Origin of the sequence: Methylicorpusculum oleiharenae (assembly GCF_009828925.2) — a bacterium.
GTDB lineage: Bacteria > Pseudomonadota > Gammaproteobacteria > Methylococcales > Methylomonadaceae > Methylicorpusculum > Methylicorpusculum oleiharenae.
In genome coordinates this window covers 3,123,388-3,149,042 of sequence record NZ_WUTY02000001.1, presented here as the reverse complement: position 1 = coordinate 3,149,042, position 25,655 = coordinate 3,123,388, and the positions used below count along the sequence as shown (strand labels likewise).

The window sequence follows — 25,655 nt, the reverse complement described above, 5'->3', positions numbered from 1 at the left end:
TTATGAGCCATGATTTTAAATTGTCCTGCGTCTTGTTCGATTTAGACGGCACCCTGGTCGATACTGCCCCGGATTTGATTGCCTGTCTGAACTTCGCCTTAGCCGACTCAGGTATCGAAACAATTAGCGTAGAATCGGTACGCCCGTTGATATCGTTCGGTGCATCGGCCATGATCAAACTTTGTTTACAAGACCGTTTTACACAGGACTTGCACGACTCACTGCTGATCACCATGCTTGATCACTATCAGACCCATATTGCCGAACACTCTGTCTTCTTTCCCGGCATGCCTGAAACGCTGGCCGGCATCGAAGCCAGCGGTCTTAAATGGGGGGTGATTACCAATAAGCAAAAACGCTTTACTGAACCGTTGATGACTGCATTAGACCTTAATCAGCGGGCGGCTTGCATTATCAGCGGCGACAGCACCGGCAACAGCAAACCGCATCCCGAACCCATGTTCGCCGGCTGCAAACAGGCTGACGTAGCCCCCGAGGAATGCGTTTATATCGGTGATGCTTCTCATGACATTGCCGCCGGAAAAAATGCCGGCATGAAAACATTGGCAGCCTTATACGGCTACCTGAAGCCCGAAGATACCCCACACTCATGGGGAGCCGACGCTCTGATTGAACACCCTGAACAGATTGAAGCATGGATAAAAACAGCACTATGTCATTAAGCGGACAAGTTATTCTGATAACCGGCGCCGGGGGCGGATTAGGCGGAAGCGCCGCGCTTGCGCTTGCCAAACAAGGCGCGCATATCATTTTACTGGATAAAAGCATTCCAAAACTGGAAGCGGTTTATGACGCCATTGTTTCGGAACAAGCGCCCGAACCCGTTCTTTATCCGTTCGATCTAGCCGGTGCCAATGAAAACGATTACCAGGATTTGGCGGACCGTATTGAAAGCAAATACGGCCAATTGAATGGGTTATTGCATTCAGCAGTTGAGTTTGTCGCGTTTGAACCGATTGCGATCACTAAAACCAAAGACTGGGGGCATACGCTGAATGTCAATTTGAACGCCCCTTTCTTACTTTGCCGGGTTTTGTTACCCCTTTTACAAAAAAGTGAACCCGCGTCCATCGTTTTTACAAGCGATTCTCGAGCCAGAACCGCACCTGCCTATTCCAGCGCTTACGGCGTATCGAAAATAGCGCTGGAGGGACTCGCGCACATTCTGGCGGAGGAACTGGAAGCAGAAGGCAAGATCCGGGTCAACACCTTGATTCCTGGACCTGTTAACTCACCGGTACGCAAAAAATCTTATCCGGCCGAAGATAAAAGCCTTTTACCGGAAATGCATTCACTGGCTGATATTTACCTTTATCTGTTCAGTCCGGCTAGTATCGGCATGAACGGACAAATCATCGACGCACACACATTCAAGCAATAAAGGATCCTTCTAAATATGGCTGCAAGAGAAACGATAACCTTAACTCGCGATGTCAACGTCGTCATGATACCGGATGGCAATCCCAGTACATTGACCCAAGGCACAGTGGTCACCCTTCATCAATCGCTAGGCAATAACTACACGGTGGTGACCGATTACGGCCACATGGTGCGTATTGCCAGCGCTGATGCCGACGTATTGGGTAAAGAACCACATCATTTGGAAACGGTGGTCACTGAGACCGACCCGGAATCTGTCGAAAAAAACTGCTGGGAAGTCATGAAAACAGTGTATGACCCGGAAATCCCGGTCAACATCGTTGATTTGGGCTTGGTTTACGGTTGCTATGTCACACCCGTCGAGAGCGGCAAAAACAGGGTCCAAATCCAGATGACACTGACCGCCCCTGGCTGTGGCATGGGGCCCGTTATTCAGGGTGACGTTGAAAAATCGATACGCGCCCTGCCCGGCGTGGAAAGCGTTGACGTTGAAGTCGTTCTTGATCCGCCCTGGTCACGAGAAATGATGTCCGAGGTTGCGCAAGTTCAACTGGGCTTGTATTAACCTGATTAGCAAGATGTTTCAGCTAAATAGTGCCATGGATGGTTAGCTTCGAGTTTCCATAAAGTATGGAATTAGGCAATCTCTGCCGAAACGACGCGGTCGGCTAGGAAAATAGAGTTAGAGCTGAAACATCTTTATAAAGTTGATCCGGTATTGATTTAATCGGCCTCTTCAAGAAAAAGTCCGGCAATTTGGTCTTCCAGATCAGGGCTTGTGCCAAATGCAATCTCTCGGATAATGCCCTGCTGATCAATCAAGACCTGCGAGGGCGTGCCTTTCAAATCAAAACGATCAAAAGTTTCGGCGTGAAATTGCAATGATTGAAAATAGTTTTTAACGTGTGCGCGAATGTTTTCTTGATGCTCAAACGTTTGTTCTGAAAAATCCGGTACCCGTTCACTGATGAAGCTGTCTATCACGCCATCGTTCACAGGTTCAGAACGCTTGACCAAACGGTCCATCGCGACAGGAAAAGGAATTTGGTAGGGCCAACGGCCATTAACCAATTCGCCTCGCTGCGATAATAATTCCAGCGTCGCGCCGGTGAGTTCATGCTGATTGATGAGTCTCTTTAGATTCTCCAGCGTATTTTTATCAAAATCTTCAAAAGCCGTAGCAATCCCTAAAACCACCAAACCTTTATCCGCAAAGCGCTCATGCAAAGAGATGGCGTGAGGCAGCGCATAAAGAAAACAGCCGGGGCAGTTGACTTGAAAAAAATCCAGCAAAACCACTTTACCCAACAGTTGGCTCAGTTGCACGGACTCACCCTGAACCCATTCTGAAATAGATAACTCCGGTGCCTGATCGCCTGTCTGCGCCTTCATGTCTTAACCTTCACTGATGAATCTTATACGATTTGAATTTTCAGCTTGAGCTTACGATCCAGTTTTTGCTGCCGCTTGGCTTCCAGCAATTTTGCAGCATCCGCCCCCATGTGAGCTTCACCTCTTTGCCGGGCCAGATTCATTTGCTTTTCACGCTCTATAAACCGGGATTTTTGCGTTTCAGTGACTTTGCCGAAGCAAAGCGGACAACTGACACCTTGTTCATATCGGTGGTCGGCTTTCTCAGCTTCCGTAATAGGCGTTCTGCACGCATTACACAAATCATGCCGGCCTTTTTGAAGACTATGATTAACCGTCACCCGGTCATCAAAGACAAAACATTCACCGTCCCAAAGCGTTTCCTGTTCGGGCACTTGTTCCAGGTATTTTAAAATACCGCCTTTCAAGTGAAAAACATCCGAAAAACCTTGCTCTTTTAAGTAAGCGGTTGATTTTTCGCAACGTATGCCGCCCGTGCAGAACATGGCTACTTTTTTGTGTTTAGCGGGATCAAGATGTTGTTTTACAAACTGGGGAAATTCTCTGAAGTTTGTGGTCTTGGGATTGATTGCATTTTTAAAAGTGCCCACCTGATATTCATAATCGTTGCGTGTATCGATCAGGATAACCTCAGGATCAGCAATCAACCGGTTCCAATCTGAAGGCTCCACATAGGTGCCGACGACTTGCTTGGGATCAATACCTTCTATACCCATGGTCACGATTTCATTTTTAAGCTTAACCTTTGTGCGGTTGAACGGCATGGTTTCACTGAACGATTCCTTGAAATCAAGATCTTTCAGACGAGAATCATTTCTTAAAAAAATCAGCAACGCATCAACGTTTTCCCGGCTTCCTGCGACAGTGCCGTTAATCCCTTCTTTTGCCAGGATCAATGTTCCCCTGATTTGATGGGCTTCCATACAGTTGAGTAGAGGCAGGCGCAGCGCCTGATAATCTTCCAGCGTGACAAACTTATACAACGCACAAACAACATTTTGAAACATATAACGCCTTCTACAAATCAGGGCAAATACAGGTTAATCCGCAATCCATTCCTGTAATCCTTCAATAATACTTTTGGCCTGGTCTTTACTCGAAATATTAAATTTTGATTTTTGCTGGTACTCGCCGTTTCTTTTTTGATACCGGCGTATTGTATATTTATCAGGACCATAGGCCTCCTTGGCTCTGTCCCAGTCTTGATAGCGATACATAACAGTTGCCCAGGCTCCTTTAGTCAGGACTTTCTTATCCAATTCCTTGACGGTTTCAATGCCCCCATCTTCATAGGTCACTGTCAATTCATCCACTGTTTCAGCCATGTTCTCTCCTCTTTCAAATCAATTGTTTAATCCAAGGGCGCGCATCTTCTCATAAATGCAAAAACCCACAACTATTTTTTAAAAAAAGAGCCTTTACTGTTCTTCAAATACGTATTTTGACGGAAGTCATTTAAGCCTTGCTACAAGACTTATCCGGAGAACTTATTTGTTGGCTTGGGATTTTGCAGACACGCTGGATATTGATCAAACCGCCACTTTTTAGCGGCTTATGAATTGGCCAAACGCCCGGCTACCCTCGCCCGCTTCTATCGTATCAATGACTTGCAGGGTTTTCGCATCAATCACGGAAACGTTATTATCAAACCAGTTTGCGACGTAAACCCATCGGTCATTGGGATGAGTACTGATACCTTCCGGCTTGTCGCCGACCTCGATCACCGCTATTTCCTGCATTGCTTGCGTATCGATAACGGACACGGAACTGTCGTCCTGGTTCGTGACAAACAGCCGTGAATCATTCAGGGCCAGCGTCACGGCATAAGGCAGCGTCTTCACTTTGATAGTCTGCAACCGTTTCAAATGCTGGGCATCCAGTACCGTTACATCATCACTTTCGACATTAGCCACATAAAGACGCTCGTCCTTAGCGTCAAGGATCAGCCCAAAAGGATGCTCGCCAACTTTGGTCGTATTTCGAATCCGCATGGTTTTCATGTCAATTTGGGAAACACTGTTATCCAAACGATTGGCGACGAACAACCATTTGTTATCTGAACTAACCACCATACCGGAGGGCGACTTTCCCACAGGTAGGGTGTTGATCACTTTAAAAGTATCGGCATCAATCACAGCCACCGAGTTATTGAACCAGTCCGCCACAAAAATCAGGTGGCCGGTTTTATCGACAGTGATACCCAGCGCGCCTGAACTGACAGGAAATTGCGCCAATAGTTTATGATTGACTGCATCCAAAACGGCAATTCCCTTTGCCTCCGGCGTGCTGATATAAACCCGCCGGCCATCTTGAGATACGGACACACCAGCCGGTTTACCCGAGACTGGAATGGTAGAAATGACTTTAGCCTGGGCCGTATCAATGACCGATACACTGTCACCCAGTTGATTGGTTATAAAGGCATAAGGCTCAGCTGCAACACAGAAAGTTAATGAAAATAATAAAATGCCAGTCGCATTGATCATGCCTTTAATAATCATCTAACTTGACCTTATTTCTCAGCCAGTTTTTTAATATTTTCCAAACCTGCGGTAAAAACAGCTTTTACGGATGAATTAGCCGCTTCTTCATTCATTTCAGCAGGAGGATTGTTGTTCATATAGGCACGATAGTAACCTGCTTTCCAGATCACAACGCTGGTATCGCCTTTAGCTTTTACTTCAATATCAGCGGCATAGTTACTGACAGGCAAAACAGGCACATTTTCGTCTTTACCGGAATGATTGATTGTTTTGGCGGTACTCATGTCTGAAATCTTGTAGGAATAAGACATTTTCTTTTCATCGTATTTTTTTAATTCTTCGGTAATAGTGCCGCCGTCTTTAAGCGTCAATACGCGCACAGAACCTTTTTTATTGCCTTTATCCGTTTTTGAACTGGCGACTGCCGGCAACCATGACATATCGTCATAATTTTTGATGATGTCCCACACTTTTTCAGCAGGCGCATTAATTTTAATTTCTTCTTTTACTTTTTGACGAACAGGCCCATGAGCATTAGCGAGCGCTGAAAAAAATAAAAAAACCACAGAGACCAAAAAGATGTTTTTCTTCATATTATCTTCCCACACTGAAAACATTAGTTAATAAGCCGGGCATTATATGACAATTTCGAAAACGCTTAAATCTGATTGCATTTTTCCAGCTAATTAGTAACGCATTCTCGCCCCTATATAACTTCTCACAACTTAGCCCAGAAATGATATGGCGAGCCAGATGCTGACAGTAAGTAGACTATGAAGGTCAATGTGACGGTGTCCGCGCTTGCAGTATCTATCACCTGCAATTCGGGAAATAATCCTGCTCTTTGCAGAACTAAAAGAGTTTAACCCGGTTGAAACAGCACTTCGACTTCTCAACCGCCAGTGACAACTTGAACCAGGAACAACGCAAGAGACTCTTGGCTTTAGCCAAGTCACTGGAACAATTGCGTCTTTCTGAATCCATTCCCATTGAATAACACTACCCTAATCCGACTGTTTTGATCAGCGTAAAAAGCAGACCTGTAATACCGGAAGCGGCAATTATCCGAATGACGCCGACCTGGTAACGGAAGATAGCAAATAAGGCGACCACACAGATGACCGCTGCCATAAAATCGAATTGACCCTCAATGCCCTCAGGCCACAAGACATGCCAGGCAAAAAACAGAGCCAGGTTTAAAACCACCCCGACTACCGCAGCAGTAATTGCCGTTAACGGTGCTGTAAATTTCAAATTTCCATGCGTGGACTCCACCAAGGGTCCCCCTGCCAGGATGAATAAAAAGCTGGGTAAAAACGTAAAATAGGTCACCACGATTGCAGCTACTGTACCGGCAAGCAACAGATGATCGGGACCGAAAAGCGCCTGAGCCCATCCCGCTACAAATCCGACGAAGGCGACTACCATGATCAGCGGTCCCGGCGTGGTTTCGCCTAAAGCCAGACCGTCTATCATTTGCTGAGGAACCAGCCAATGAAAGTTTTCGACAGCCCCCTGATACACATAAGGCAAAACGGCATAAGCCCCTCCAAAGGTTAACAACGCCGCCTTGGTAAAAAACCAGCCCATTTGTGTCAGCGCATGAGCCCAGCCATAATGTATCGTCAATGCCGCCATGGGTATAAGCCACAACACAGCACCAATCAACCCAATACTGAATAGTCGTGACCAGCGAAAGTGAGTATGATCAAGCCGTGGCGTATCGTCATCTATAACCGCCGGACCGTATGATCTGGCTGAACTGCCATGCCCACCGGTTTTGAATTTGACGGGCATAATTCGGCTCCCAAAAAACCCTATCAGAGCAGCACTCACAACAATGGCCGGAAAGGGAACATTCAGCGCAAAAATGGCAACGAAAGAGGCGGCGGCAATCGTCCATAACACAGCATTTTTAAGTGCGCGTGAACCAATACGGTAAGCCGCCTGCATGACGATGGCCGTAACGGCAGGCTTAACGCCATAAAACAGCCCCGCGACCCAGGGTAAATCGCCCAAAGCAAGATATATCCAAGACAATACGATCAGAATAAACAAGGATGGCAAGACAAACAGAACCCCCGCAATAATGCCACCCCAGGTCTTATGCAATAACCAGCCGATATAAATTGCCAGTTGTTGCGCCTCAGGTCCCGGTAACAGCATGCAATAGTTAAGTGCATGCAGGAATCGCCGTTCCGAAATCCAGTGACGATTTTCAACCAGCTCTTGATGCATGATTGAAATTTGCCCGGCTGGACCGCCAAAGCTGATGAAACCCAACTTAAACCAAAAGTAAAGCGCATCCTTGAAGCTGACGTGCTCCGACGGCATTAATTTATGCGGTGTTGCGGTTCTTTCCCTATGACTCATGAAATTGATCTCTCTTTGTAAATACCGCCAGCAATCCATCAAAAACAAAGGCTGTCGACTTCATTGTGAATGAGTATGGTACCTATATCTCATAAAACTACAAAGTTCAAAGCCTGACTGCTTATATCTAAATTTAAGATAAATAAATCTAATTATATCGTTTCAATAACTTTCTCCAGCTCGTTAGCATACACACAACAAAATCGATAACAATTCAGCAGAGCAGCAAAACAAAGGTGATGCTCCGCATAGGTTGCGGTTGGCGATAGCTAACCCAACATTTCAGGGCCATTGCGTTAATGGTTGGGTTGCGAAAAACATGCTACTCAACCTACGCTGAATAATTGCCAAAAATGTTTGATCTCAACAATGTGACACTATCACAACGTCAAGGAGCGGTTCATGACTTATAAATTTGAAAGCGACTTATCCGTTGACTTAAATCAGGAGGTGGTCATGCGTGTACTCACTTTATTGGAAGGTGTTCGTTTTGGTTCACTTGAAATCGTTGTTCACGACGGACGGATCGTGCAAATCGACAAGCGTGAAAAATTTAGAGTCAACAAACAAAAGGAATCCAGTTAATCGACCGCTTTAACGGAGATTAATCGTGATACTGAGGTTAACTGACCGGATCACCGGAAGTGACTGAAACAAAGCTTATTAAAACATCAGTTAACAAAGGTAAAAACATGAATACTCATCTTGATAACACTCGATCCTGGGCTGGCCTGCTCGGTTTATTGCTGATATCGCCCGGACTCGTTCAGGCCGAGGACTATTACGCCAAAACCCGTGGCTACCGGGTCGAACCGGATCCCGATCCACCGGCCTATGTGCGCAACCTGAGCCGAACCCAGTTTGAACAATTCCGGGACGTTGACTGGCTGGATGTAGGCCTGGATTTTCGTACCCGTTATGAATACCGTGAAAATGACTACCGGCCCTGGGTGGATACCTCATCCGGTTCGCGCGTGTCCAAATACCGCGATGCCCCCGATAACTTATGGTTGCTCAGAACCCGCGCCTATCTGGGCATCAAGGACATTCTCGATCCGTTACGTTTTGCGGTCGAGATGGAAGACGCCCGCAGTTATAACGGTGAATACGAAAAGTCGGATGCCGATGTCAACGAATTCGAATTGATTCAAGGCTATGGCGAGCTGTATTTCAATCATGCCCTGGGCCATAACCGGCCCTTGAGCCTGCGTGCCGGCAGAATGCACATGGAACTTCTGGATCGGCGTCTGATCGGCAACAACCAGTTTCGCAACACCACCAATAATTTCGAGGGTTTCCGGGTTCATTTCGGTAAAAAACAAAACAACTGGGACCTGGACACCTTCGCGATGCAACCGGTCGAGCGTTTGAAATATGAATTTGACCGGCCCGATGAAGACACCTGGATTTATGGCGGCGTGCTGAGTATCCGTCAATGGTCCCAATTCATCACGGTTCAGCCTTATTTCCTGGGCCGAAAACAAAATGGTGATCCCCGTAATACAGTGACGGCCAATCGTAAACCCGACATGGATATCTATGCACCGGGGCTGCGGGTTTACGGTTTGATCGGCCAAAGTGGGTTTGATTATGACGCCGATATCAATAAACAGTTTGGACGCTTTGGCGTCTTATCTAGAAATGGGAACACACAAACCCTGCAGCAACATGATGCCTTGGCTTACTCACTGGAGTTGGGTTACACCTTCGACCATGAATGGAAACCGCGGGTCAGTGCCTATTACGGCTTCGGTACCGGTGACAAAAACCCCAGAGACGGCAGCAACGAACGTTTTGATGCGTTTTACGGCTTCAATCAACCTTGGTCGCGCAATGATTATTTTTCCTGGGACAACATCCACGCCCCCAAAGCGCGTCTGGAAATCACCCCGCATCCCGATGTGCGCGTTGATGCCGGTTATAACGCCTATTGGCTGGAAAGCGAAACCGGCGGCTGGAACCGGGCGCGGTTGACCGACCCTACCGGGCAAAGCGGCAATTTCCTGGGACAGGAGATTGATATTCGCATGCGCCACCATGTCAATCATTATGTGGATTGGAGTTTGAGTTATGCCCGCTTCAACCCCGGCGATTACACCGAGTCTTTCGCAAAATCCGGAACCGGGCCTTATACCTCTGAAGCCAGTAACTTCTTTTATTTCGAGCTGTCACTGAACGCCTTTGGCGATGGCAAGCTCTAGGCGTGCTGACCGGGCCGTGAGTGGCCACAAGCACGAAGAATAGATCACTTTATAATTTAAACGGAGTCAACATGACTATATTAACACCCTTGAAATCCGCTCTGATCCTGGCTGCGGTGCTGTTCAGCGGCACCGCTTTGGCCGAACGCACCTTACTCAATGTCTCTTACGATCCAACCCGGGAGTTATATCAGGCATTCAATCAGTCATTTATTGCCTACTGGAAAGACAAGACCGGTGAAACGGTCAGTATCCAGCAATCGCACGGCGGCGCCGGCAAGCAGACCCGCGCGGTGATCGACGGTTTGGAAGCCGATGTCTTGACCTTGGCCTTGTCGTATGACATTGATCAAATCGCCAAGCAGGCGCGCTTGTTGCCGGACAACTGGCAATCGCGCTTACCCAACAACAGTCTGCCTTACACTTCGACGATTGTCTTTCTGGTGCGCAAAGGCAATCCCAAAGGCATTAAAAACTGGGATGACTTAATCAAGGAAGGTGTGTCGGTCATTACGCCCAACCCCAAAACCTCGGGCGGTGCGCGCTATAACTATTTGGCCGCCTGGGCTTTTGCCGAAAAACAATTGGGCAGCGCCGAGGCCGCCAAAGCCTTCGTCAAGCAACTCTATAAAAACGTGCCGGTACTCGATTCCGGGGCGCGCGGATCGACCACCACGTTTGTCCAACGCGGTCTCGGCGATGTGCTGCTAACCTGGGAAAATGAAGCGTTTCTGGCCTTAAAGGAATTTGGCGAAGGGCAATTTGAAATTATCGTGCCTCCGGCCAGCATCCTGGCGGAAACGCCGGTGGCTGTCGTCGACAAAATCGTTAAAAAAAACGAAACGCAGGATTTGGCGGAGGCCTATTTACAGTATCTCTTTTCACCGGCCGGACAAAAATTGGCCGCCAAACATTTTTACCGCCCTTATCAACCGGAACATGCCGACCCTGAAGATTTAAAACGCTTTCCCAAACTGGAATTTTTTACCGTTGATAAAAACTTTGGCGGTTGGCACAAAGCGCAGAAAGACCATTTCGATGACGGCGGCAGTTTCGATCAGATCTATGTGCCGTAAAGGTATTTGCCGAGGGGATGGGGCCGCAGCCTGTCCCGACCACCGCATCCAACGCTAGTGACACTACATATAAAACCATGACGCAAAGTAATATCATGCCGGGATTTCGCCCGGCGCTGGGTTTCACGCTGTTCTATCTGGCCTTGATTGTGCTGATTCCGCTCAGTGCCATGTTGTTGAAAACGATGCAGTTAAGTCTCGACGAATACGGGGCGATTTTGACGAACAAGCGTGTGCTGGCTTCATTTTATGTCAGTTTTGTCTCGGCACTGATTGCAGCCGTCGTGGCCTGCCTGTTAGGGTTTGTCATTGCCTGGACGCTGGTGCGCTACCCGTTTCCGGGTAAACGGGTCTTCGATGCCTTGATCGATCTGCCTTTTGCCTTGCCTACGGCAGTGGCGGGCATTGTCCTAGCGACGATTTATCAACCCAATGGTTTTATCGGCCAGCTGTTGATGCAAACCTTCGGCGTCCAGGTCGCCTACAAGCCATTAGGGATTGTGGTGGCATTGATTTTTATCGGTCTGCCGTTTGTCGTGCGCACGATTGAGCCGGTCTTGCAGGAGTTTGATTCGGCGATGGAGGAAGCGGCCGCCAGTTTGGGGGCGACCCGATTGCAGGCGTTTATTAAAGTGATACTGCCGAATATTTTGCCGGCGACGATTACCGGTTTTGCTTTGGCTTTCGCGCGCGGTGTCGGCGAGTATGGGTCGGTGATCTTTATTGCCGGCAACATGCCTTATGTCTCTGAAGTGGTGCCGCTGTTGATTATTACCAAACTGGAACAATACGATTACGCCGGTGCCACGGCCATCGGTTTGACGATGCTGATCGTCTCGTTTGTATTGCTGTTAATCATTAACGGCCTGCAGTGGTGGGTTCGCCGCCGCAGCGGTCAACTGTAAAAGGGTTTATCATGTCTACCGCACTTGCCAGTCAGAAGGCCATCGCCGCCCCCACACCGAACCTGGCGGATCCGAACTGGGTCCGCTATACCTTGGTCGGCGCGACGCTGGCCATTATCGGACTGTTTCTCATTTTGCCGTTAGCGACGGTCCTGATTTCTGCCTTTGCCAAAGGCTGGACGGCCTACAGCAGCAGTTTGTCGCACCCGGATACGCTCGCGGCGATACGCCTGACCCTGTTGACGGCGTTGATTACGGTCCCGTTGACCACGGTGTTCGGGGTCTCGGCCGCCTGGGCTATTGCCCGTTTTCAGTTTCGTGGCAAAAGCCTGTTAGTGACCTTGATCGACCTGCCCTTTTCAGTATCACCGGTCATCGCCGGTTTGATTTATGTGCTGATCTTTGGTGCTCAAGGCTGGTTTGGCCCCTGGCTGTCCGACCATGGTATTAAAATCGTGTTTGCCGTACCCGGTATTATCCTGGCAACCTTGTTCGTCACGTTCCCGTTCGTGGCGCGCGAGCTGATCCCGTTGATGCAGGAAATCGGCCATGAAGAAGAGGAAGCGGCTTTATCGCTGGGTGCCAGCGGCCTGCAAACCTTTTTTCGGATCACTTTGCCGAATATCAAATGGGGCTTGCTCTATGGCGTCTTGTTGTGTAATGCCCGGGCTATGGGTGAGTTCGGCGCGGTGTCCGTGGTGTCGGGTCATATCCGCGGACTGACCAACACGCTGCCGTTGCATGTCGAGGTCAGTTACAACGAATACGACTTTGTCGGCTCGTTTGCCAGCGCTTCGCTCTTGGCCGCACTGGCCATAGTGACGCTGGTTCTCAAAGCCCTATTGGAATGGCAACAACCAGGCAAACATTAAATCAGGCTGGAGCCGGCCGATTATTTTCTAAACGTATTTCTTTGCCCATTACCGCAACCGTATCCATTATTTATCTCAAGTTTGAGTGAGCACAGCCCATGAGCATTACCTTACAGCACATCAGTAAACATTTTGGCGCGTTTAGCGCTTTGGACGACATCAATCTGGACATCCCCGAAGGTGAACTGGTCGCCTTGCTGGGCCCGTCCGGTTGCGGAAAAACGACGCTGTTACGGATCATAGCGGGCCTTGAGCACGCCGATCAGGGCCAGGTGTTTCTAAAAGGCGACGATGTGACGCGCAAGCCGGTTAAAAACCGGCAGATCGGCTTTGTGTTTCAACATTATGCCTTGTTCAGACACATGACCGTGTTTGATAATATCGCTTTTGGTTTACGGGTCAAACCCCGTAAAGAGCGGCCTTCAGAAACGCTGATCCGGGAAAAAGTCCATGCTTTGTTAAATCTGGTCCAGCTCGACTGGCTGCATGACCGATTTCCCGATCAGTTGTCCGGTGGACAACGCCAGCGTATCGCCCTGGCGCGAGCGTTGGCGGTAGAGCCGTCTGTATTATTGCTGGATGAACCGTTTGGCGCCCTTGATGCCAGCGTCCGCAAGGATTTACGCTTGTGGCTGCGGCATTTGCATCATGAATTGCACGTCACCAGTATTTTCGTCACCCATGATCAGGAAGAAGCGATGGAAGTAGCCAGCCAGATTGTCGTGCTCAATCACGGCAAGATTGAACAAAAAGGCACCCCCAGCGAGATCTACGATCATCCCGGCAGTGATTTTGTATCCCGCTTTATCGGTCAGACCAATGTTTTTCATCTCAAGCAGGAAGACAGTGCCTGGCTGCAAACCGCGGGTATTGCGCTGGATGATCCTCAAGGCATCATCGTCCACGTCCGCCCGCATCATATTGCGGTTGAAAAAGCCGCTGATCCTGCCAATGCGCCGGTCTATTTGAACGATTGGCAACATCTGGGCGGCACTATCCGGCTGGAACTGAACCGGCCGGGTATCAACGGTTCGGCAGCCACCCTCTATGCCGAAATGCCGAACGAGCAGTTCAAGGAACTGGCTTTGCAAAAAGGCGATCGGGTCGCACTAAAAATCAAGCACGCGCATTGGTTTAACTGACATAATCAGACATGAATATCAGCCAACTCGAAATTTTGCGGTTATTGCAGGAAACGAACTATAACGTCACCAAAACCGCGGAAAAAATGCATGTGGTCCAATCGGCCGTTAGCCGTCAGCTGATTTTGCTGGAAGAGGAATTAGGTGCACCCTTGTTCGAACGCCATGGCAAACGATTGCATGGCCCTACACCATTGGGTCTGCGGGTTCTGGAGGAAGTCAATCTGGTCAATCAGGCGATGAAAAATATCCGGGCCTTGGCCGATGATTTTATCGACAATCGCAACGGCTTTTTGCACATCGCCACCACCCATACCCAGGCAAAATATTTTTTGCCGGGGCCTATCGCCAAATTCAGAGAACACTATCCGGGCATTAAAATCTATATCGAACAATCGTCGCCGGATAATCTGATTAATTTACTGCATCAGCATAAAGCCGACATCGTGATCTGTACTGAAAAGCTGGGTGACGATGAAAAACTGATCATTCAGCCTTGCTATCATTGGCACCATACCGTCATTGTGCCGATCGGCCACCCTTTGGGCAACGAAACGCTCACGCTGGAACGCCTGGCCACGTATCCGATTTTGACTTACAGCAAGGGCTTTACCGGGCGCAGCAATATTGAAAAAGCGTTTGGAGATGCAGGCATAGCGCTGGATGTCACCTTGGCCGCAGCCGACTCCGATGTCATCAAAACTTATGTCCGCCTGGGTTTTGGCGTAGGGATTATCGCCGAAACTTCTTACGAACCGACCAAAGATCAGGATTTACTGGCCTTGGGTCTGGGGGAACTAATTCCCCTGTCGACGACAAAATTCGCCTACTTAAAACACAGCTATTTGCCCACTTATACCCGGTTTTTTATTGAGCAGTTGTCGATCACGGCGAGAGCCCAGCCCAATAAAATCAAAACTGGTGAAATTAACAGTTAACGGGCTATTTACAGCCAAGCCGATAACAAACGTCTCTTTATCGAATGCCCTACACACTTCCCGCTAAAAAAACGGGAAGTGTGAGTACCACTTAACCGCCAAAAATCCGTTTACTGCATTGCAAGCGCTTGAGCACGCTGACCAGTCGATCTATTTCCTCATAGGTATTATAAAACGCCAAAGACGGACGTATCGTACTTTCCAGGCCAAAACGACGCAGAATCGGTTGCGCACAATGGTGCCCCGAACGCACGGCGATTCCGGCTTTGTTCAGTTCAGCGCCGACTTCTTGCGTCGAGTGCCCGGCCAGCACAAAGGACAGCACACTGGTTTTATCCGGCGCCGTGCCGATCAGCTGCAGTCCGGGTAGGCTTTGTAAAGCGTGCATGGCATAGACCAGCAACTCATGCTCATAGCGCGCCACGTTGTCGATGCCGAGCTTACTGAGATAATCCAATGCCGAGCCCAAACCGACCGCATCGGCAATATTGCCGGTGCCTGCTTCAAATCGGGCCGGCGCGGCTTGATAAGTGGTTTTTTCGAAGGTCACATCGTCGATCATATTGCCGCCCCCTTGCCAAGGTTGCGTCGCATTTAGAAGCGCTTCCTTGCCATACAGAACGCCGATCCCGGTTGGCCCGAAGATTTTGTGCCCAGAAAACACCAGCCAGTCGCAATCGAGCTGTTGCACATCGACGCGCAGATGCGACACCGATTGAGCCGCATCCAGCAAGACTTTAGCACCGGCGCGATGCGCCATGTCTATCATTTCCTGTGCCGGGGTAATCGTTCCCAGTGCGTTGGAGACCTGCGTAAACGAAACGAGCCTGGTTTTGGCATTCAGCAGGCGCTGATAGTCACTGAGGATGACCTGACCGCTGTCGTCCACCGGTATCACCCGAAGGATGGCCCCGGTTTCCTGGCAGAGTTGCTGCCAAGGTACGATATTAGCATGATGCTCCAGCCAGCTGATCACGATCTCATCACCTTCGCCAATATGTTGTCGACCCCAGCTTTGCGCAACGAGATTGATGGCCTCGGTGGAACCTCGAACAAAGACAATTTCATTGGCGGAAGCGGCATTGAGAAAACGCGCAACACGCTCCCGTGCCCCTTCATAAGCGTCTGTCGCCCGCGCCGCAAGTTCATGCGCGGCGCGGTGAATGTTAGAATTTTCGGTTTGATAGAACGCGGCGATCCTGTCGATGACGACTTGCGGTTTTTGGGTGGTGGCGGCATTATCCAACCAGGCCAACGGGTAACCATTAACCCGTTGTTGCAGTATTGGAAAATCCCGGCGCACGGCATGCACGTCAAACGGCGGATGCGCCGAACCCAAGCCGGGCAGGTAAGGGTCCCGGGCTTGCTGAGCGATAGAGGTCAAAAAATAATAGGCTGACGCCTGCCCTTCTTCGGCACCCGACCTGCGATCAAGGCCTGGAACGGGCGCTCTCAGTAAGGCTTTCAACTCAGGCTCCAAGGGAACGCCATGACTGCGCTCTGCCAACTCTGTCAAAGCCGAGTCATCAATGCCGGAAAAATGCGCGAACGGGTCGGCTGAAGCCACAGGAACCGTTTGAGGAATGGCAAAACCAGACACGTTATCTATCGCCTCGGGAGTGCCAGGTACTGCGTTAAAGAACTGATTGGCCAACCGGTTCAACTCGGCAAGATCGGGTAATCCCGCAAGTTCGGTGTCAGTGCCACGCTGCGCTTGCGCCAGCCCTGCCGGCAAATCAAGGGTGTTACTTATAGTCATAGTATTGGCCTATTTCGACATTCTCCAATACGCCAATTGCGTCTTCGGTCAAGATGGCCAATGAGCAATATAACGAAACGAGGTAGGACGCAATGGCTTTGTGGTTAATACCCATAAAACGCACCGATAAGCCCATGCTCAATTCGTCGGTCAGATTAGGTTGATACAAACCGACAACCCCTTGACGGCTTTCGCCGGTGCGTAACAATAAGATATTGGTTTTGCCGTCTACAATCCTTAACTTGTCGGTGGGAATCAACGGCAAACCGCGCCACGTCAAAAATTGTGAACCGAACAAACTGATTGTGGGCGGTGGCGTGCCCCGACGGGTTGCTTCCCTGCCAAATGCCGCAATCGCACGCGGGTGGGCCAGAAAGAACGCCGGTTCCTTCCAAACCCGGGCAATCAGTTCGTCCAAATCATCCGGCGTGGGTGCGCCGTTGCGCGGTTGAACTTTTTGGGATTCGGCAACATTGTTCAACAGTCCGTATTCGCCATTGTTGATCAGCTCGCTTTCCTGACGTTCTTTGACTGTTTCTATGGTCAGGCGTAACTGTTCATGAATTTGATTGTGTGGACTGCTGTATAAATCCGCAACGCGCGTGTGCACGTCAAGGACGGTGTTGACGGCATTCAAACGGTATTCACGGCCCCATTCCTCATAATCGACATAGGTTTGCGGCAGTACTTTTTCATCCAGACTGGAACAGTCGACAGCAATGCTGGTTTCACTTTTAACTTTGTTGACCCGGTAAATACCGGCTTCAACCGGCACCCATTGGAGCAGATGAACCAGCCAGCGCGGGGTGATGGTGCCCATCATGGGCACGGTCTTGGTGGCGTTCGATAAGGTGCGGGCGGCTACGTCGCCCAATGCGGTATGGGCTTGATGAATATCTGACATGGTTGTTTCCTATTGTATTGATGGTAATGGAGTGTGGGTATGGGCCGCTGATGCGACGCATTTTTTAGTTATTTAGCTGCTAGCGCTTGGCGATAATCGCAAGCTTGAGAAGTTAACGGTTAAATGCCTCCCCCGCCTTCGAACAGCTCGCTGCGCACTTGTGCCTGACTGATGTGACTGCCGGGGGCGACGCTGTGCGTCAGCCAAACGTTACCGCCGATGGTCGAGCCGCGGCCGATGGTGATCCGGCCGAGTATCGTCGCACCGGCATAAATGACTACATCATCCTCGACAATCGGATGGCGGGCATGGCCTTTAACCAACAGGCCCTGTTCGTCTTTGTCAAAGCGCTTGGCACCTAAGGTTACGGCTTGATAGAGCCTGACATGGCGGCCGATCACGGCGGTTTCTCCGATGACGACGCCCGTCCCATGGTCGATAAAGAAGCTGTCGGCAATTTGAGCGCCGGGGTGAATATCGATACCCGTGGCCGAATGGGCAATTTCGGTAATGATGCGCGCGACCAGCGGGGCGCCGAGTTTATAAAGCAGGTGCGCGAGACGATGATGGAGGATGGCCAGAATGCCCGGATAGCACACCAGCACTTCATCCGAGCTTCGCGCGGCCGGATCACCTTCATAAGCAGCCTGAATATCGCTGTCTATCAGGGTTCTGACACGGGGTAAGCGGGTGGCAAATTCATGGGTGATGACCGCGGCTTGTTTGACCGTATCCCCCTGACTTTTTTGCTCTTCGGCGATAAATTGCAGTTCCAGCAGAATCTGCTGGTTGAGCTCGCGCAACAAGGTATCCAGCGTGTGGCCGACGAAGTAATCGATGCCTTCATCGGTTAGATCGGGCAGACCCAAGCGATTGGGAAACAGCACGGCCCCTAGGTTATCGACAATCTGACCCAAGCGCTTGCGAGACGGCAGCTTTGGCGGGTGATGGCGGCGGCGACGCGTTTCCAAAGAGTGCAGACGCAAGGCTCTGAGTTCGGTTACCAGGGCATCGATGTCCCACCGTTTCTCGTTATCCGGCAAGCTCATACGGCAGCGCCTTGACCATCGAAAACACCTTCAAACAGCGCTGAGCTCAAATACCGCTCACCGGAATCGGGCAGGATAACCACCAGGGTTTTGCCCTTGTGTTCCGGGCGTTTAGCGACGCGCACGGCGACCGCCACAGCGGCACCGCAGGAAATACCGGCTAATATGCCCTCCTCTTTCGCTAAGCGGCGGGCATAGGTGATGGCCTCTTCATTGCTGACCGATTCAATTTCATCAACCAGGGATAAATCCAGTACTTCCGGTACGAAGCCGGCACCGATGCCTTGAATTTTATGCGGTCCGGGTGCTAATGGCTCACCGTTACGGAACTGACTTAGGACGGGACTGTCGGATGGCTCGACGGCTACCGACAGTATCGCTTTATGTTGGGTACGCTTGATATACCGGGAAACGCCGGTGATCGTGCCGCCCGTGCCAACCCCTGAGATCAGGATATCGATGGCGCCTTCGGTGTCGGCCCAGATTTCAGGTCCCGTGGTCGCTTCGTGTATGGCGGGATTGGCAGGATTTTTGAACTGCTGCAGCAGGATATAGCGGTCAGGGTCTGACGCGGCAATTGCTTCGGCCTTGGCGATAGCCCCCTTCATGCCTTGGGCGCCTTCGGTCAAGACCAGTTTGGCGCCATAAGCAACCAGCAGTTTGCGGCGTTCAATACTCATCGTGTCCGGCATCGTCAAGGTGAGCGGGATGCCTCTTGCGGCGGCAACAAAGGCCAAGGCAATGCCGGTATTGCCGCTGGTCGGTTCGATCAATTCTTTGCCTGCACCTAAAAGACCCTGGCGTTCGGCGTCATTGATCATGGCTGCACCGATACGGCATTTAACGGAATAAGCCGGATTACGGCCTTCGATTTTAGCCAATAAGGTGACCGGGGCACCTTCGGTAATGCGATTAAGCCTAACCAGGGGTGTATTACCGATGGATTGTGAATTGTCAGGATACCAATGAGCCATGTTTGTCTCTCTGTGTATTTTCTACAAGCCAAAAAAAAGCCAGTGGCCCCATCAAGAGGCTCACTGGCTTCCGGTTGTCCGGTCAGCGTGTAGCAATATGGTGGTAAGTCTGTCCGATTAACCCAAACCTGTCAATACGGTTAATCGGCGTTAAATCGGTTTTTGCTGTCAATGACAGCGCGTGCTGTTCAAAAATTATCAAAATCTTCCAGGGATTAGCCGCCACTGGCCGCTAAACGAACCGGTTCTTTCACCTCTTGATGACCGTAGGACTCAAAATAAGCGCCTTGAACCAGATTAAAGCCAATTTTCCGGGCTAAGGCGGCGGTCTGTTTATCGCCAATTTCCAACAGGATGGTTTTGCCCAATTCTTTATGAGTCAATAGCTGTAAACGCGCCAGTTTTTCAAGTAATTGATTATCCTGGTGCGTACTCAGTTGCCGTCCGGAGAGACTGACAAAATCAGGGGCAAGCGCAGCAATCAAGTCATTTGTCGCCTTGCCCAGCGCTTGATAGTCAAAGCGAAGGGCGAGCCTGTAACCTCTTTCACGGTAGTTTTCCAGACCTTTGAGCAACGCCGGATAATAAGCTCTATACGTGCTGGTGACCCGTAACGTGATGACCACGTTATGCGCTTCCAATCCGCATTTACTGATCACTTCCTGGAAATAGGCGCCATGATCTTTCTTAACACCCAGGATATGGCGAGGATCAACGTCCAGTTGCAAAAATCCGCCGTCATGAGCCAGTGGCAAAAAATTGAGCATATGAACGGTTCGCGTCAAGCGGTCAAAGTTGACGATGGAATCGGAATTGATACCCTGCTGTGCGGGTAAAGACAACAACAAATCCAGTTCATGACTCAATAAATCCGGGATCTCGGCCGTCGTTACATTTAATTGGGCTGTGTACCCGGCAATCTGTTCAGGCTTTGCCAACTCGCGCAGAGGGGTTAATTCACTGCTGATCTGGACCGGTCCGAACAACCCGCGGGCGACGCCATTGTCAATGATGAAAGGCCGGAAATTAGTATGGTGTTCCCATTCCAGACGATCATTAAAATATTCTACTAATTGTTGTAAGGGCATGACGAATTCCTGATGTCAACGCGAGACGCGTATTTTTTACAAAGTTGATTGCGTTAAGGTTTGAAGTCATCCTAATTACCGAACGGAACCTCTGCTCCCAAGCCGTGTTGGACTCGCCGAAAAAGAGGCGGGGCAACCCCGCCTAAAAGTATCCCTATAGCAATGAGAGAGGTAAGACGACGTTAATGCTGGACCGATTCAATCAACGCTTGAGGGACATCTTAGCGGTCTAATTCGTTTAAATTAAACGATATAATTAGATTTATAATTCTAATTTTTAGATAAGGAAGACTATTCCGCATCAACCAGTACTGCAAAAAAAAGCAAGAATTCCGGTTGCTTTTAATGTCGGGCCCTATCGTGATAACTAATAAGACCTTCATCTGCTAAGCTGCGAACGTATATCGATTTGGTAAAACCGCATCAGGATAATCCGGCAACAATCGCACAGGTAACGATCAGGTTCGTTTTCACGAACCAGCATCAGAAAGACATACCAAAGAATCAGACTCAGTGAGACCATTTCGCCGCTGTCTTCAATCAGGCCTATCAGCAAGCCGATTACAGTGCCTAAATTAACCGCGCTATGCACCGTATCAACGGCAACCCCAAAAACGATCAAGACAAGGATCAGCAACGAAATGTCTTGAGAAACCTTGCGAAAAACCCGGGTGCCAGTCTTATAAGCCCATGAAAGTGGAATAATCAGTATTGCACCGGCCATCGTTGAGACCGCCAATTCGCCCAAATCCTGCTGTTGAAGTCCGAGCCCCGGCATAAACTTAAACTTGCCGGCGATAATTTCTCCAACTCGTTCATGCACCTGCAAAGAATCGTCAAGAAGAAAGTAGGCAAAAACCACTGACCATGCAAGATAATGCTTTGAAGCCTTTTTTGATGAGACAAAGACCAGGATGATGATAACCCACAGCCATTTGATGTATTGATAAAATTCCGCATAGCTTTGATCCGTCTCCAGACTCAGCAAAGGGATTTTAAGTCCTGGCACGATAATATTAAGACAATGCAACACGAAAAATGCTGTATCTGCGCTCAACAACAATACCAGGAATAATAAAGCACTGCGCTGATTAAATGATTCAAAAGAGGCGGGTCTTTCATAATGTTGCGCTTGCATGTTTGCTCCTTACGTTGTTCAATCGTTTCCGGAAAGTGACTACTCCCCGCTTGGAATTGAAGGTGAGCAGATACCCAAAAAAATCTTGGTACCTATCCAGCGGAGCAACAAAACAAAGTTAATGCGCTCTGCAGGTTGCGGTTGGCGATAGCCAACCCAACATTTCAAGGTCATGGCGTTAGTTGGTGGGTTCCAAAAAACAGGCAATCCAAGCTTAATACCGTGTCAATTGTTTATAGTCCAAGCGCGTCAGCACATAAACCGGGCTGGAAGAAATCGGTATGTCGGCAAGGCCTGAGGCATCAACTGTTAGTTCCTGAAGCCTGCCAACCACATCCACCAGCACCCAGGATTTAGCCTGATCAAGCGGCAGCTGCCAAGTCCCGGAGGCCTCATCGGTACGCCAAATCATGAAGGTATCGCCGAAATAAGCCGCCTGAATGCGGTCGTCTTGAGTGTCTATTGCTTTATAGGGAAAACCGTCGATTAAGGCACCGGCCGTATACAACGCCGCCTCGCCAGGTTTGTGTCCCATCGAATAATCCCAGATCCGGCCATAAGCCAGATCGTATTCGTGACCGATGCAAAATGCCAAACCCAGGTAATTGCTGCGACTGTTGACCCAGGCGATCATTTTTGCAACCTGCTCTGCCTGCCAGCGCCGTCCGGTTGATCCATGCATGGCCTTCGCACCGGTTTCTCCCAGCCAGAAAGGCAAGCGGTTCTTCCTGCCCAGATCGGTATAAGCAGCAAGAACGCCCAACTCGTCTTCAGCTTTACTGTTGCCTATGGGAGCTTCGAAACGCGGCGCATTTTGAGGGTAAGCATGAACATCCCAAGCGTCCTGGTATTTATCCAGCCCTAACTGCAAAACTTGCCTGAACCACTGCCCTGCCCCTTCCTGATCTCCCGGTCTTACCAAACTGCCACCCACGTAATGCGCATCACTGCGCCGCTGATGAGCCGCTTCATATTCCCGCTTGGCTCGTTCCACCCAATGAGCAGGGTCACGTAATTTTTGCCATTCAGTTTCAAGCCGAATATCGATCTCGTTGGTCGATTTGAAAAATCGCGTAAAGGCTCCCGCCTGATTTATGAAATTTTTACCTTCGGCCGGATGATCATTAAGCCATGCGCTATCGCCTGAAGAATCGGCAAACAAAACCAGGCCGCGTTGTTTGGCGTCTTCCCACTGATCTTTATACTGCGGATCAAAGCCCGGATAACTGCCGACACTTTTGAAGATGCCCATCCGTTCCAGCCAGAAAAAATAGCCGCCTTGCTGCATAAAGCTTTTATCGCCGTCCGCCAGGGCGTAATAATTGTTGTTCCATAACTTTTTCTTATCCAATCTCTGCTTTTGGGCGGCATTACCACGTACGACTGAAAATCCATCGGCTGGATAATTCATAATCAACTGATCATCGGGGGTATATAAGGATGAATAAACGGCGTAGTAACCGGGTAGGTCAATCTTTCCGAAGTCTGCTTCAATCTGACCGGGAAACAAACCCTCAACTTCCCGAATTGCAACATCGTTTCCGCTGTAGTCGACCAAGCGCAAACGCAAAATTGCCTTGAAGCGAGGTAACGGCGCAAGCAGACTGGGTTCCTCCAAAATGGGATGCCAACGCATGTCCACCCGCAGTTTAATGATCTCGCCAGGATGCGGAAGATTGGCCCGAGCGTCTGCAAAGATCAGCGGGCGCAGCTTCGCAGCGATCTGATTCAACTCAAGATCAGCACTGGGATCAGTCAGTTGCGTCCTTATGTTAGTTAAAGGCCTGCCGGTCTGATCGGTGAATAAACCGGCAAAATTAAACCGTTGGTCTTGTTCATGCTGCATCACCATTTTTATCAGTAAACTATGCCATCCCTGAGGCAAATGCAGTTCAGCAACTTGGGGTGAACCGGACTGGACCTTGGCAAACCCTACCGGGGGATTGTGATCATCGATAAAAGTGAACAGCTTTCCGTCAAGCCAGCCCTGGCTAGCGATACCCGATTGTTTCAAGTGCAGCAACGTGGGTGTGGCCTTGTCGGCATGCAAATACAGCTGCGCATAGCCGCTGCCGCGAGACCATAGGTAAGAATGTTTGGTCAGCGCCTCGATATCAGTTACACCGCCGGCTTGTGTCTGAGCAATGCGCCAAGCCTTCATCTCCCCGCCCATCATTTGCAGACTGAGGTAGGGTTGATCCGGATTAGGTCGTAGCACGGTTTCGTTATCCATACCAAAAATTGAAACACCCGCAAGGCCCGCCTGTAAACCGCCAACCAGCCAGGCAATCGGCACGCCCTCGCTAAGCGATGACACTGCTGTTTGTTTGAGCTTAATTGGCGATGGCAAAAAGCCCGAAGTAGCGGGGTCAGCCAAAAAATCAGCCACTTCCGCTTCATTTTCAGGCTGGGTTAGTACACCCAAAATGCTGTAATATTCATCCGTCATTACCGCTGCAGGCAAAGAAGAAAGATTCAGGCTTTGAGCCATGATTTCGGCAGCTTGTCCTGATAAATAGGTCACTGCAAGATTTTTATAGCTTTGACGGACACCCTCGGCAACCAGACCACTAAACAGAACACCATCCTTATTGCCCTTACCGTCAAGCACATAAAGGCGTTGCGAGGCATAAGGAACAGCCTGAATCAATGCCAGGAAACGATGTCTTGCCTGGGCCTGATCTGCATCCATCCAATCATCCAACTGCGATTCCTTCTGCAGCAGGAATGCATCAAAAACTTTAGCGCCATCGGCTTTACCACTATTGCTGATCTCCAGCCAGCGATCACCCGGAAACAAGTTGAACCCGCCATTGGCCTGCATCCATTGGTATTCCCAAGGCGTGTTGTTGGTCAAAGTAAAATCGCCGCGCGTTGACAGATCATCGGGTTTGGGTCCGGCCTTAATTGTGAATTTTTGACTGGCTTGAGATATTTCTCCACCTGTTTTGTAACGCGCGAGAAAACGATAGAGCCCCGGCATGACGGCTGGGGTAAGTTCGAAACGAAAATCTGCATTCCAGGTTCCAAAGCCCTGATGAAATACCTGAACTTCATCCCTTTCGGTCAGCAGTGAATCCGCTCCCGAACCTTTGACCGCGGTCCCAGTCTGAACTTGCACTGCGGGATCCTTTGCCATTGCCGAAAAAAAAGGCGCGCTGCCTAATTCCAGTAAAACCAGAGGATTATCAATTGATCCCTGTAGGGGCATTACAGCACTGAGCAAGAAGGCGTCGAAGACTTTGGCATCATGACCTGCACCGCTGTTACGCACTTCAATGACAGTATCATCCGCTTTGAAAATTATCGGTTCATCGGCACTGAGCCAGGCATAATCCCAACCTTTAGGTTTTATCGTTAATGTCGCACGCTTCTCCAAACTTGTTGATTCAGGCCCCGCCCACACTTCAAAACTTTGTACGCAAACATTCGGTTCTCCGCCCTGCTTCCAACGCGCTAAAAAACGGTGAGGTTTAGCTAACAGGCCAGGAGTGATGTTAAAACGAAAGCCGACCTTCCAATTGCCAAACCCGGAATGCAACGAACTGACCTCATCTTTACCCTCCTGAATTGATGTGTTTTCGTCATAGGCTGAAACCTGCCCTATAAAGACCTGTCTCGATTGGTCGTTAACGGCAGGCAATGAAGGTTCCTTACCTAACTCAAGAAGAATTTCAGGACTTTGCGCTGAAGCTTGAACAGGTATTTGAGTAAATCCGTCAGAACCTGAAACAGATAAAATCACCAGCGCGAGCCAAAAAGTTTTTTCAAGGAAAGGAAAAAGAGTCATGGTCAAAGAGTTCGTTTGCTGTTTTTATTTTGGAATAGGACTTCTGACGATCCAGCGCAAAGGATTATCACTCATCGTTTTAAACTCAACTGCTGTTAGTCCACGAAAAATACTAAAGACACTCAATAATTAACTGGAAGCAATGTACCGCCATTTACCGCTCTTGGTGT

General features: G+C 49.6%; 23 protein-coding genes. 10 read left to right on the top strand and 13 right to left on the bottom strand.

The annotated features are described in order from the left end of the window. The first annotated feature begins 2 nt into the window (after positions 1 to 2). The 3 genes from GO003_RS14200 to sufT are packed head-to-tail and all read left to right on the top strand — an operon-like array spanning position 3 to position 1,966. A complete protein-coding gene (locus GO003_RS14200; RefSeq protein WP_159659584.1) occupies positions 3 to 683 on the top strand; it encodes an HAD family hydrolase in 681 nt (226 codons plus the stop codon). After that, positions 674 to 1,402 carry an SDR family NAD(P)-dependent oxidoreductase gene (locus GO003_RS14195; RefSeq protein WP_159659585.1) on the top strand — a complete coding sequence of 243 codons (729 nt, stop codon included), beginning with the start codon at positions 674 to 676 and terminating at the stop codon, positions 1,400 to 1,402. The genes GO003_RS14200 and GO003_RS14195 overlap by 10 nt, the downstream gene beginning before the upstream one ends. Positions 1,403 to 1,417: 15 nt before the next feature. Then, the gene (sufT, locus tag GO003_RS14190) at positions 1,418 to 1,966 is read left to right on the top strand and encodes a putative Fe-S cluster assembly protein SufT (protein WP_159659573.1); all 549 of its coding nucleotides are present in this window, start codon (positions 1,418 to 1,420) and stop codon (positions 1,964 to 1,966) included. A 158-nt stretch (positions 1,967 to 2,124) separates the two neighbouring features. On the opposite strand, the gene GO003_RS14185 is transcribed toward sufT, so the two are convergent. The 6 genes from GO003_RS14185 to chrA form a co-directional block, all read right to left on the bottom strand. Then, on the bottom strand, positions 2,125 to 2,793 hold the full coding sequence (locus GO003_RS14185) for a peroxiredoxin family protein (RefSeq protein ID WP_159659572.1): 669 nt from the start codon (positions 2,791 to 2,793) through the stop codon (positions 2,125 to 2,127). Positions 2,794 to 2,816: 23 nt separating this feature from the next. After that, positions 2,817 to 3,800 (bottom strand): oxygen-dependent tRNA uridine(34) hydroxylase TrhO, encoded by a 984-nt coding sequence (trhO, locus tag GO003_RS14180; protein ID WP_159659571.1) that lies wholly within the window; start codon positions 3,798 to 3,800, stop codon positions 2,817 to 2,819. A 33-nt stretch (positions 3,801 to 3,833) separates the two neighbouring features. After that, positions 3,834 to 4,118, bottom strand: a complete 285-nt coding sequence (locus tag GO003_RS14175; RefSeq protein ID WP_159659570.1) for a hypothetical protein — start codon at positions 4,116 to 4,118, stop codon at positions 3,834 to 3,836. 219 nt (positions 4,119 to 4,337) lie between these two features. After that, positions 4,338 to 5,294: a YVTN family beta-propeller repeat protein gene (locus GO003_RS14170; RefSeq protein WP_231088999.1), complete on the bottom strand. Its 957-nt coding sequence runs from the start codon at positions 5,292 to 5,294 to the stop codon at positions 4,338 to 4,340. Positions 5,295 to 5,305: 11 nt separating this feature from the next. Then, entirely contained in the window at positions 5,306 to 5,869 is a 564-nt protein-coding gene (locus GO003_RS14165; protein ID WP_159659582.1) for an SRPBCC family protein, read from the bottom strand. Positions 5,870 to 6,275: 406 nt separating this feature from the next. Beyond that, positions 6,276 to 7,649, bottom strand: coding sequence for a chromate efflux transporter (gene chrA / locus GO003_RS14160; protein ID WP_159659569.1), 1,374 nt, complete (start codon positions 7,647 to 7,649; stop codon positions 6,276 to 6,278). Between the two features lie 402 nt (positions 7,650 to 8,051). Here chrA and GO003_RS14155 point away from each other — a divergent pair, with 402 nt between their 5' ends. From GO003_RS14155 to GO003_RS14125, 7 genes are all read left to right on the top strand, one after another. After that, a complete protein-coding gene (locus GO003_RS14155) occupies positions 8,052 to 8,234 on the top strand; it encodes a YezD family protein (protein ID WP_159659568.1) in 183 nt (60 codons plus the stop codon). Positions 8,235 to 8,341: 107 nt separating this feature from the next. After that, positions 8,342 to 9,850, top strand: coding sequence for an alginate export family protein (locus GO003_RS14150; protein ID WP_231088998.1), 1,509 nt, complete (start codon positions 8,342 to 8,344; stop codon positions 9,848 to 9,850). 71 nt (positions 9,851 to 9,921) lie between these two features. Beyond that, entirely contained in the window at positions 9,922 to 10,926 is a 1,005-nt protein-coding gene (locus GO003_RS14145; RefSeq protein ID WP_231088997.1) for a sulfate ABC transporter substrate-binding protein, read from the top strand. Positions 10,927 to 11,003: 77 nt separating this feature from the next. Then, positions 11,004 to 11,831, top strand: coding sequence for a sulfate ABC transporter permease subunit CysT (gene cysT, locus GO003_RS14140; RefSeq protein WP_159657959.1), 828 nt, complete (start codon positions 11,004 to 11,006; stop codon positions 11,829 to 11,831). Between the two features lie 11 nt (positions 11,832 to 11,842). Next, positions 11,843 to 12,703 carry a sulfate ABC transporter permease subunit CysW gene (cysW, locus tag GO003_RS14135; RefSeq protein ID WP_159657958.1) on the top strand — a complete coding sequence of 287 codons (861 nt, stop codon included), beginning with the start codon at positions 11,843 to 11,845 and terminating at the stop codon, positions 12,701 to 12,703. Between the two features lie 98 nt (positions 12,704 to 12,801). Next, a complete protein-coding gene (locus GO003_RS14130) occupies positions 12,802 to 13,845 on the top strand; it encodes a sulfate/molybdate ABC transporter ATP-binding protein (RefSeq protein WP_159657957.1) in 1,044 nt (347 codons plus the stop codon). Between the two features lie 11 nt (positions 13,846 to 13,856). Beyond that, positions 13,857 to 14,783 carry a LysR substrate-binding domain-containing protein gene (locus tag GO003_RS14125; protein WP_159657956.1) on the top strand — a complete coding sequence of 309 codons (927 nt, stop codon included), beginning with the start codon at positions 13,857 to 13,859 and terminating at the stop codon, positions 14,781 to 14,783. 91 nt (positions 14,784 to 14,874) lie between these two features. On the opposite strand, the gene GO003_RS14120 is transcribed toward GO003_RS14125, so the two are convergent. The 7 genes from GO003_RS14120 to GO003_RS14090 all read right to left on the bottom strand — a co-directional run bounded on the left by GO003_RS14120 (position 14,875) and on the right by GO003_RS14090 (position 25,485). Further along, entirely contained in the window at positions 14,875 to 16,542 is a 1,668-nt protein-coding gene (locus GO003_RS14120) for a family 2A encapsulin nanocompartment cargo protein cysteine desulfurase (RefSeq protein WP_159657955.1), read from the bottom strand. Continuing rightward, positions 16,529 to 17,446 carry a family 2A encapsulin nanocompartment shell protein gene (locus GO003_RS14115; RefSeq protein WP_159657954.1) on the bottom strand — a complete coding sequence of 306 codons (918 nt, stop codon included), beginning with the start codon at positions 17,444 to 17,446 and terminating at the stop codon, positions 16,529 to 16,531. Before GO003_RS14115 ends, GO003_RS14120 begins: the two co-directional genes overlap by 14 nt. A gap of 119 nt (positions 17,447 to 17,565) precedes the next feature. Then, positions 17,566 to 18,432, bottom strand: coding sequence for a serine O-acetyltransferase EpsC (gene epsC, locus GO003_RS14110; protein WP_231088886.1), 867 nt, complete (start codon positions 18,430 to 18,432; stop codon positions 17,566 to 17,568). Between the two features lie 59 nt (positions 18,433 to 18,491). Further along, positions 18,492 to 19,469, bottom strand: coding sequence for a cysteine synthase A (cysK, locus tag GO003_RS14105; RefSeq protein WP_159657952.1), 978 nt, complete (start codon positions 19,467 to 19,469; stop codon positions 18,492 to 18,494). A gap of 215 nt (positions 19,470 to 19,684) precedes the next feature. Continuing rightward, on the bottom strand, positions 19,685 to 20,557 hold the full coding sequence (locus GO003_RS14100; RefSeq protein ID WP_159657951.1) for an EAL domain-containing protein: 873 nt from the start codon (positions 20,555 to 20,557) through the stop codon (positions 19,685 to 19,687). Between the two features lie 379 nt (positions 20,558 to 20,936). Then, positions 20,937 to 21,695 carry a hypothetical protein gene (locus GO003_RS14095; protein WP_159658547.1) on the bottom strand — a complete coding sequence of 253 codons (759 nt, stop codon included), beginning with the start codon at positions 21,693 to 21,695 and terminating at the stop codon, positions 20,937 to 20,939. Between the two features lie 214 nt (positions 21,696 to 21,909). Next, positions 21,910 to 25,485, bottom strand: a complete 3,576-nt coding sequence (locus tag GO003_RS14090; protein ID WP_159658546.1) for a hypothetical protein — start codon at positions 25,483 to 25,485, stop codon at positions 21,910 to 21,912. Between the last annotated feature and the right edge of the window lie 170 nt (positions 25,486 to 25,655).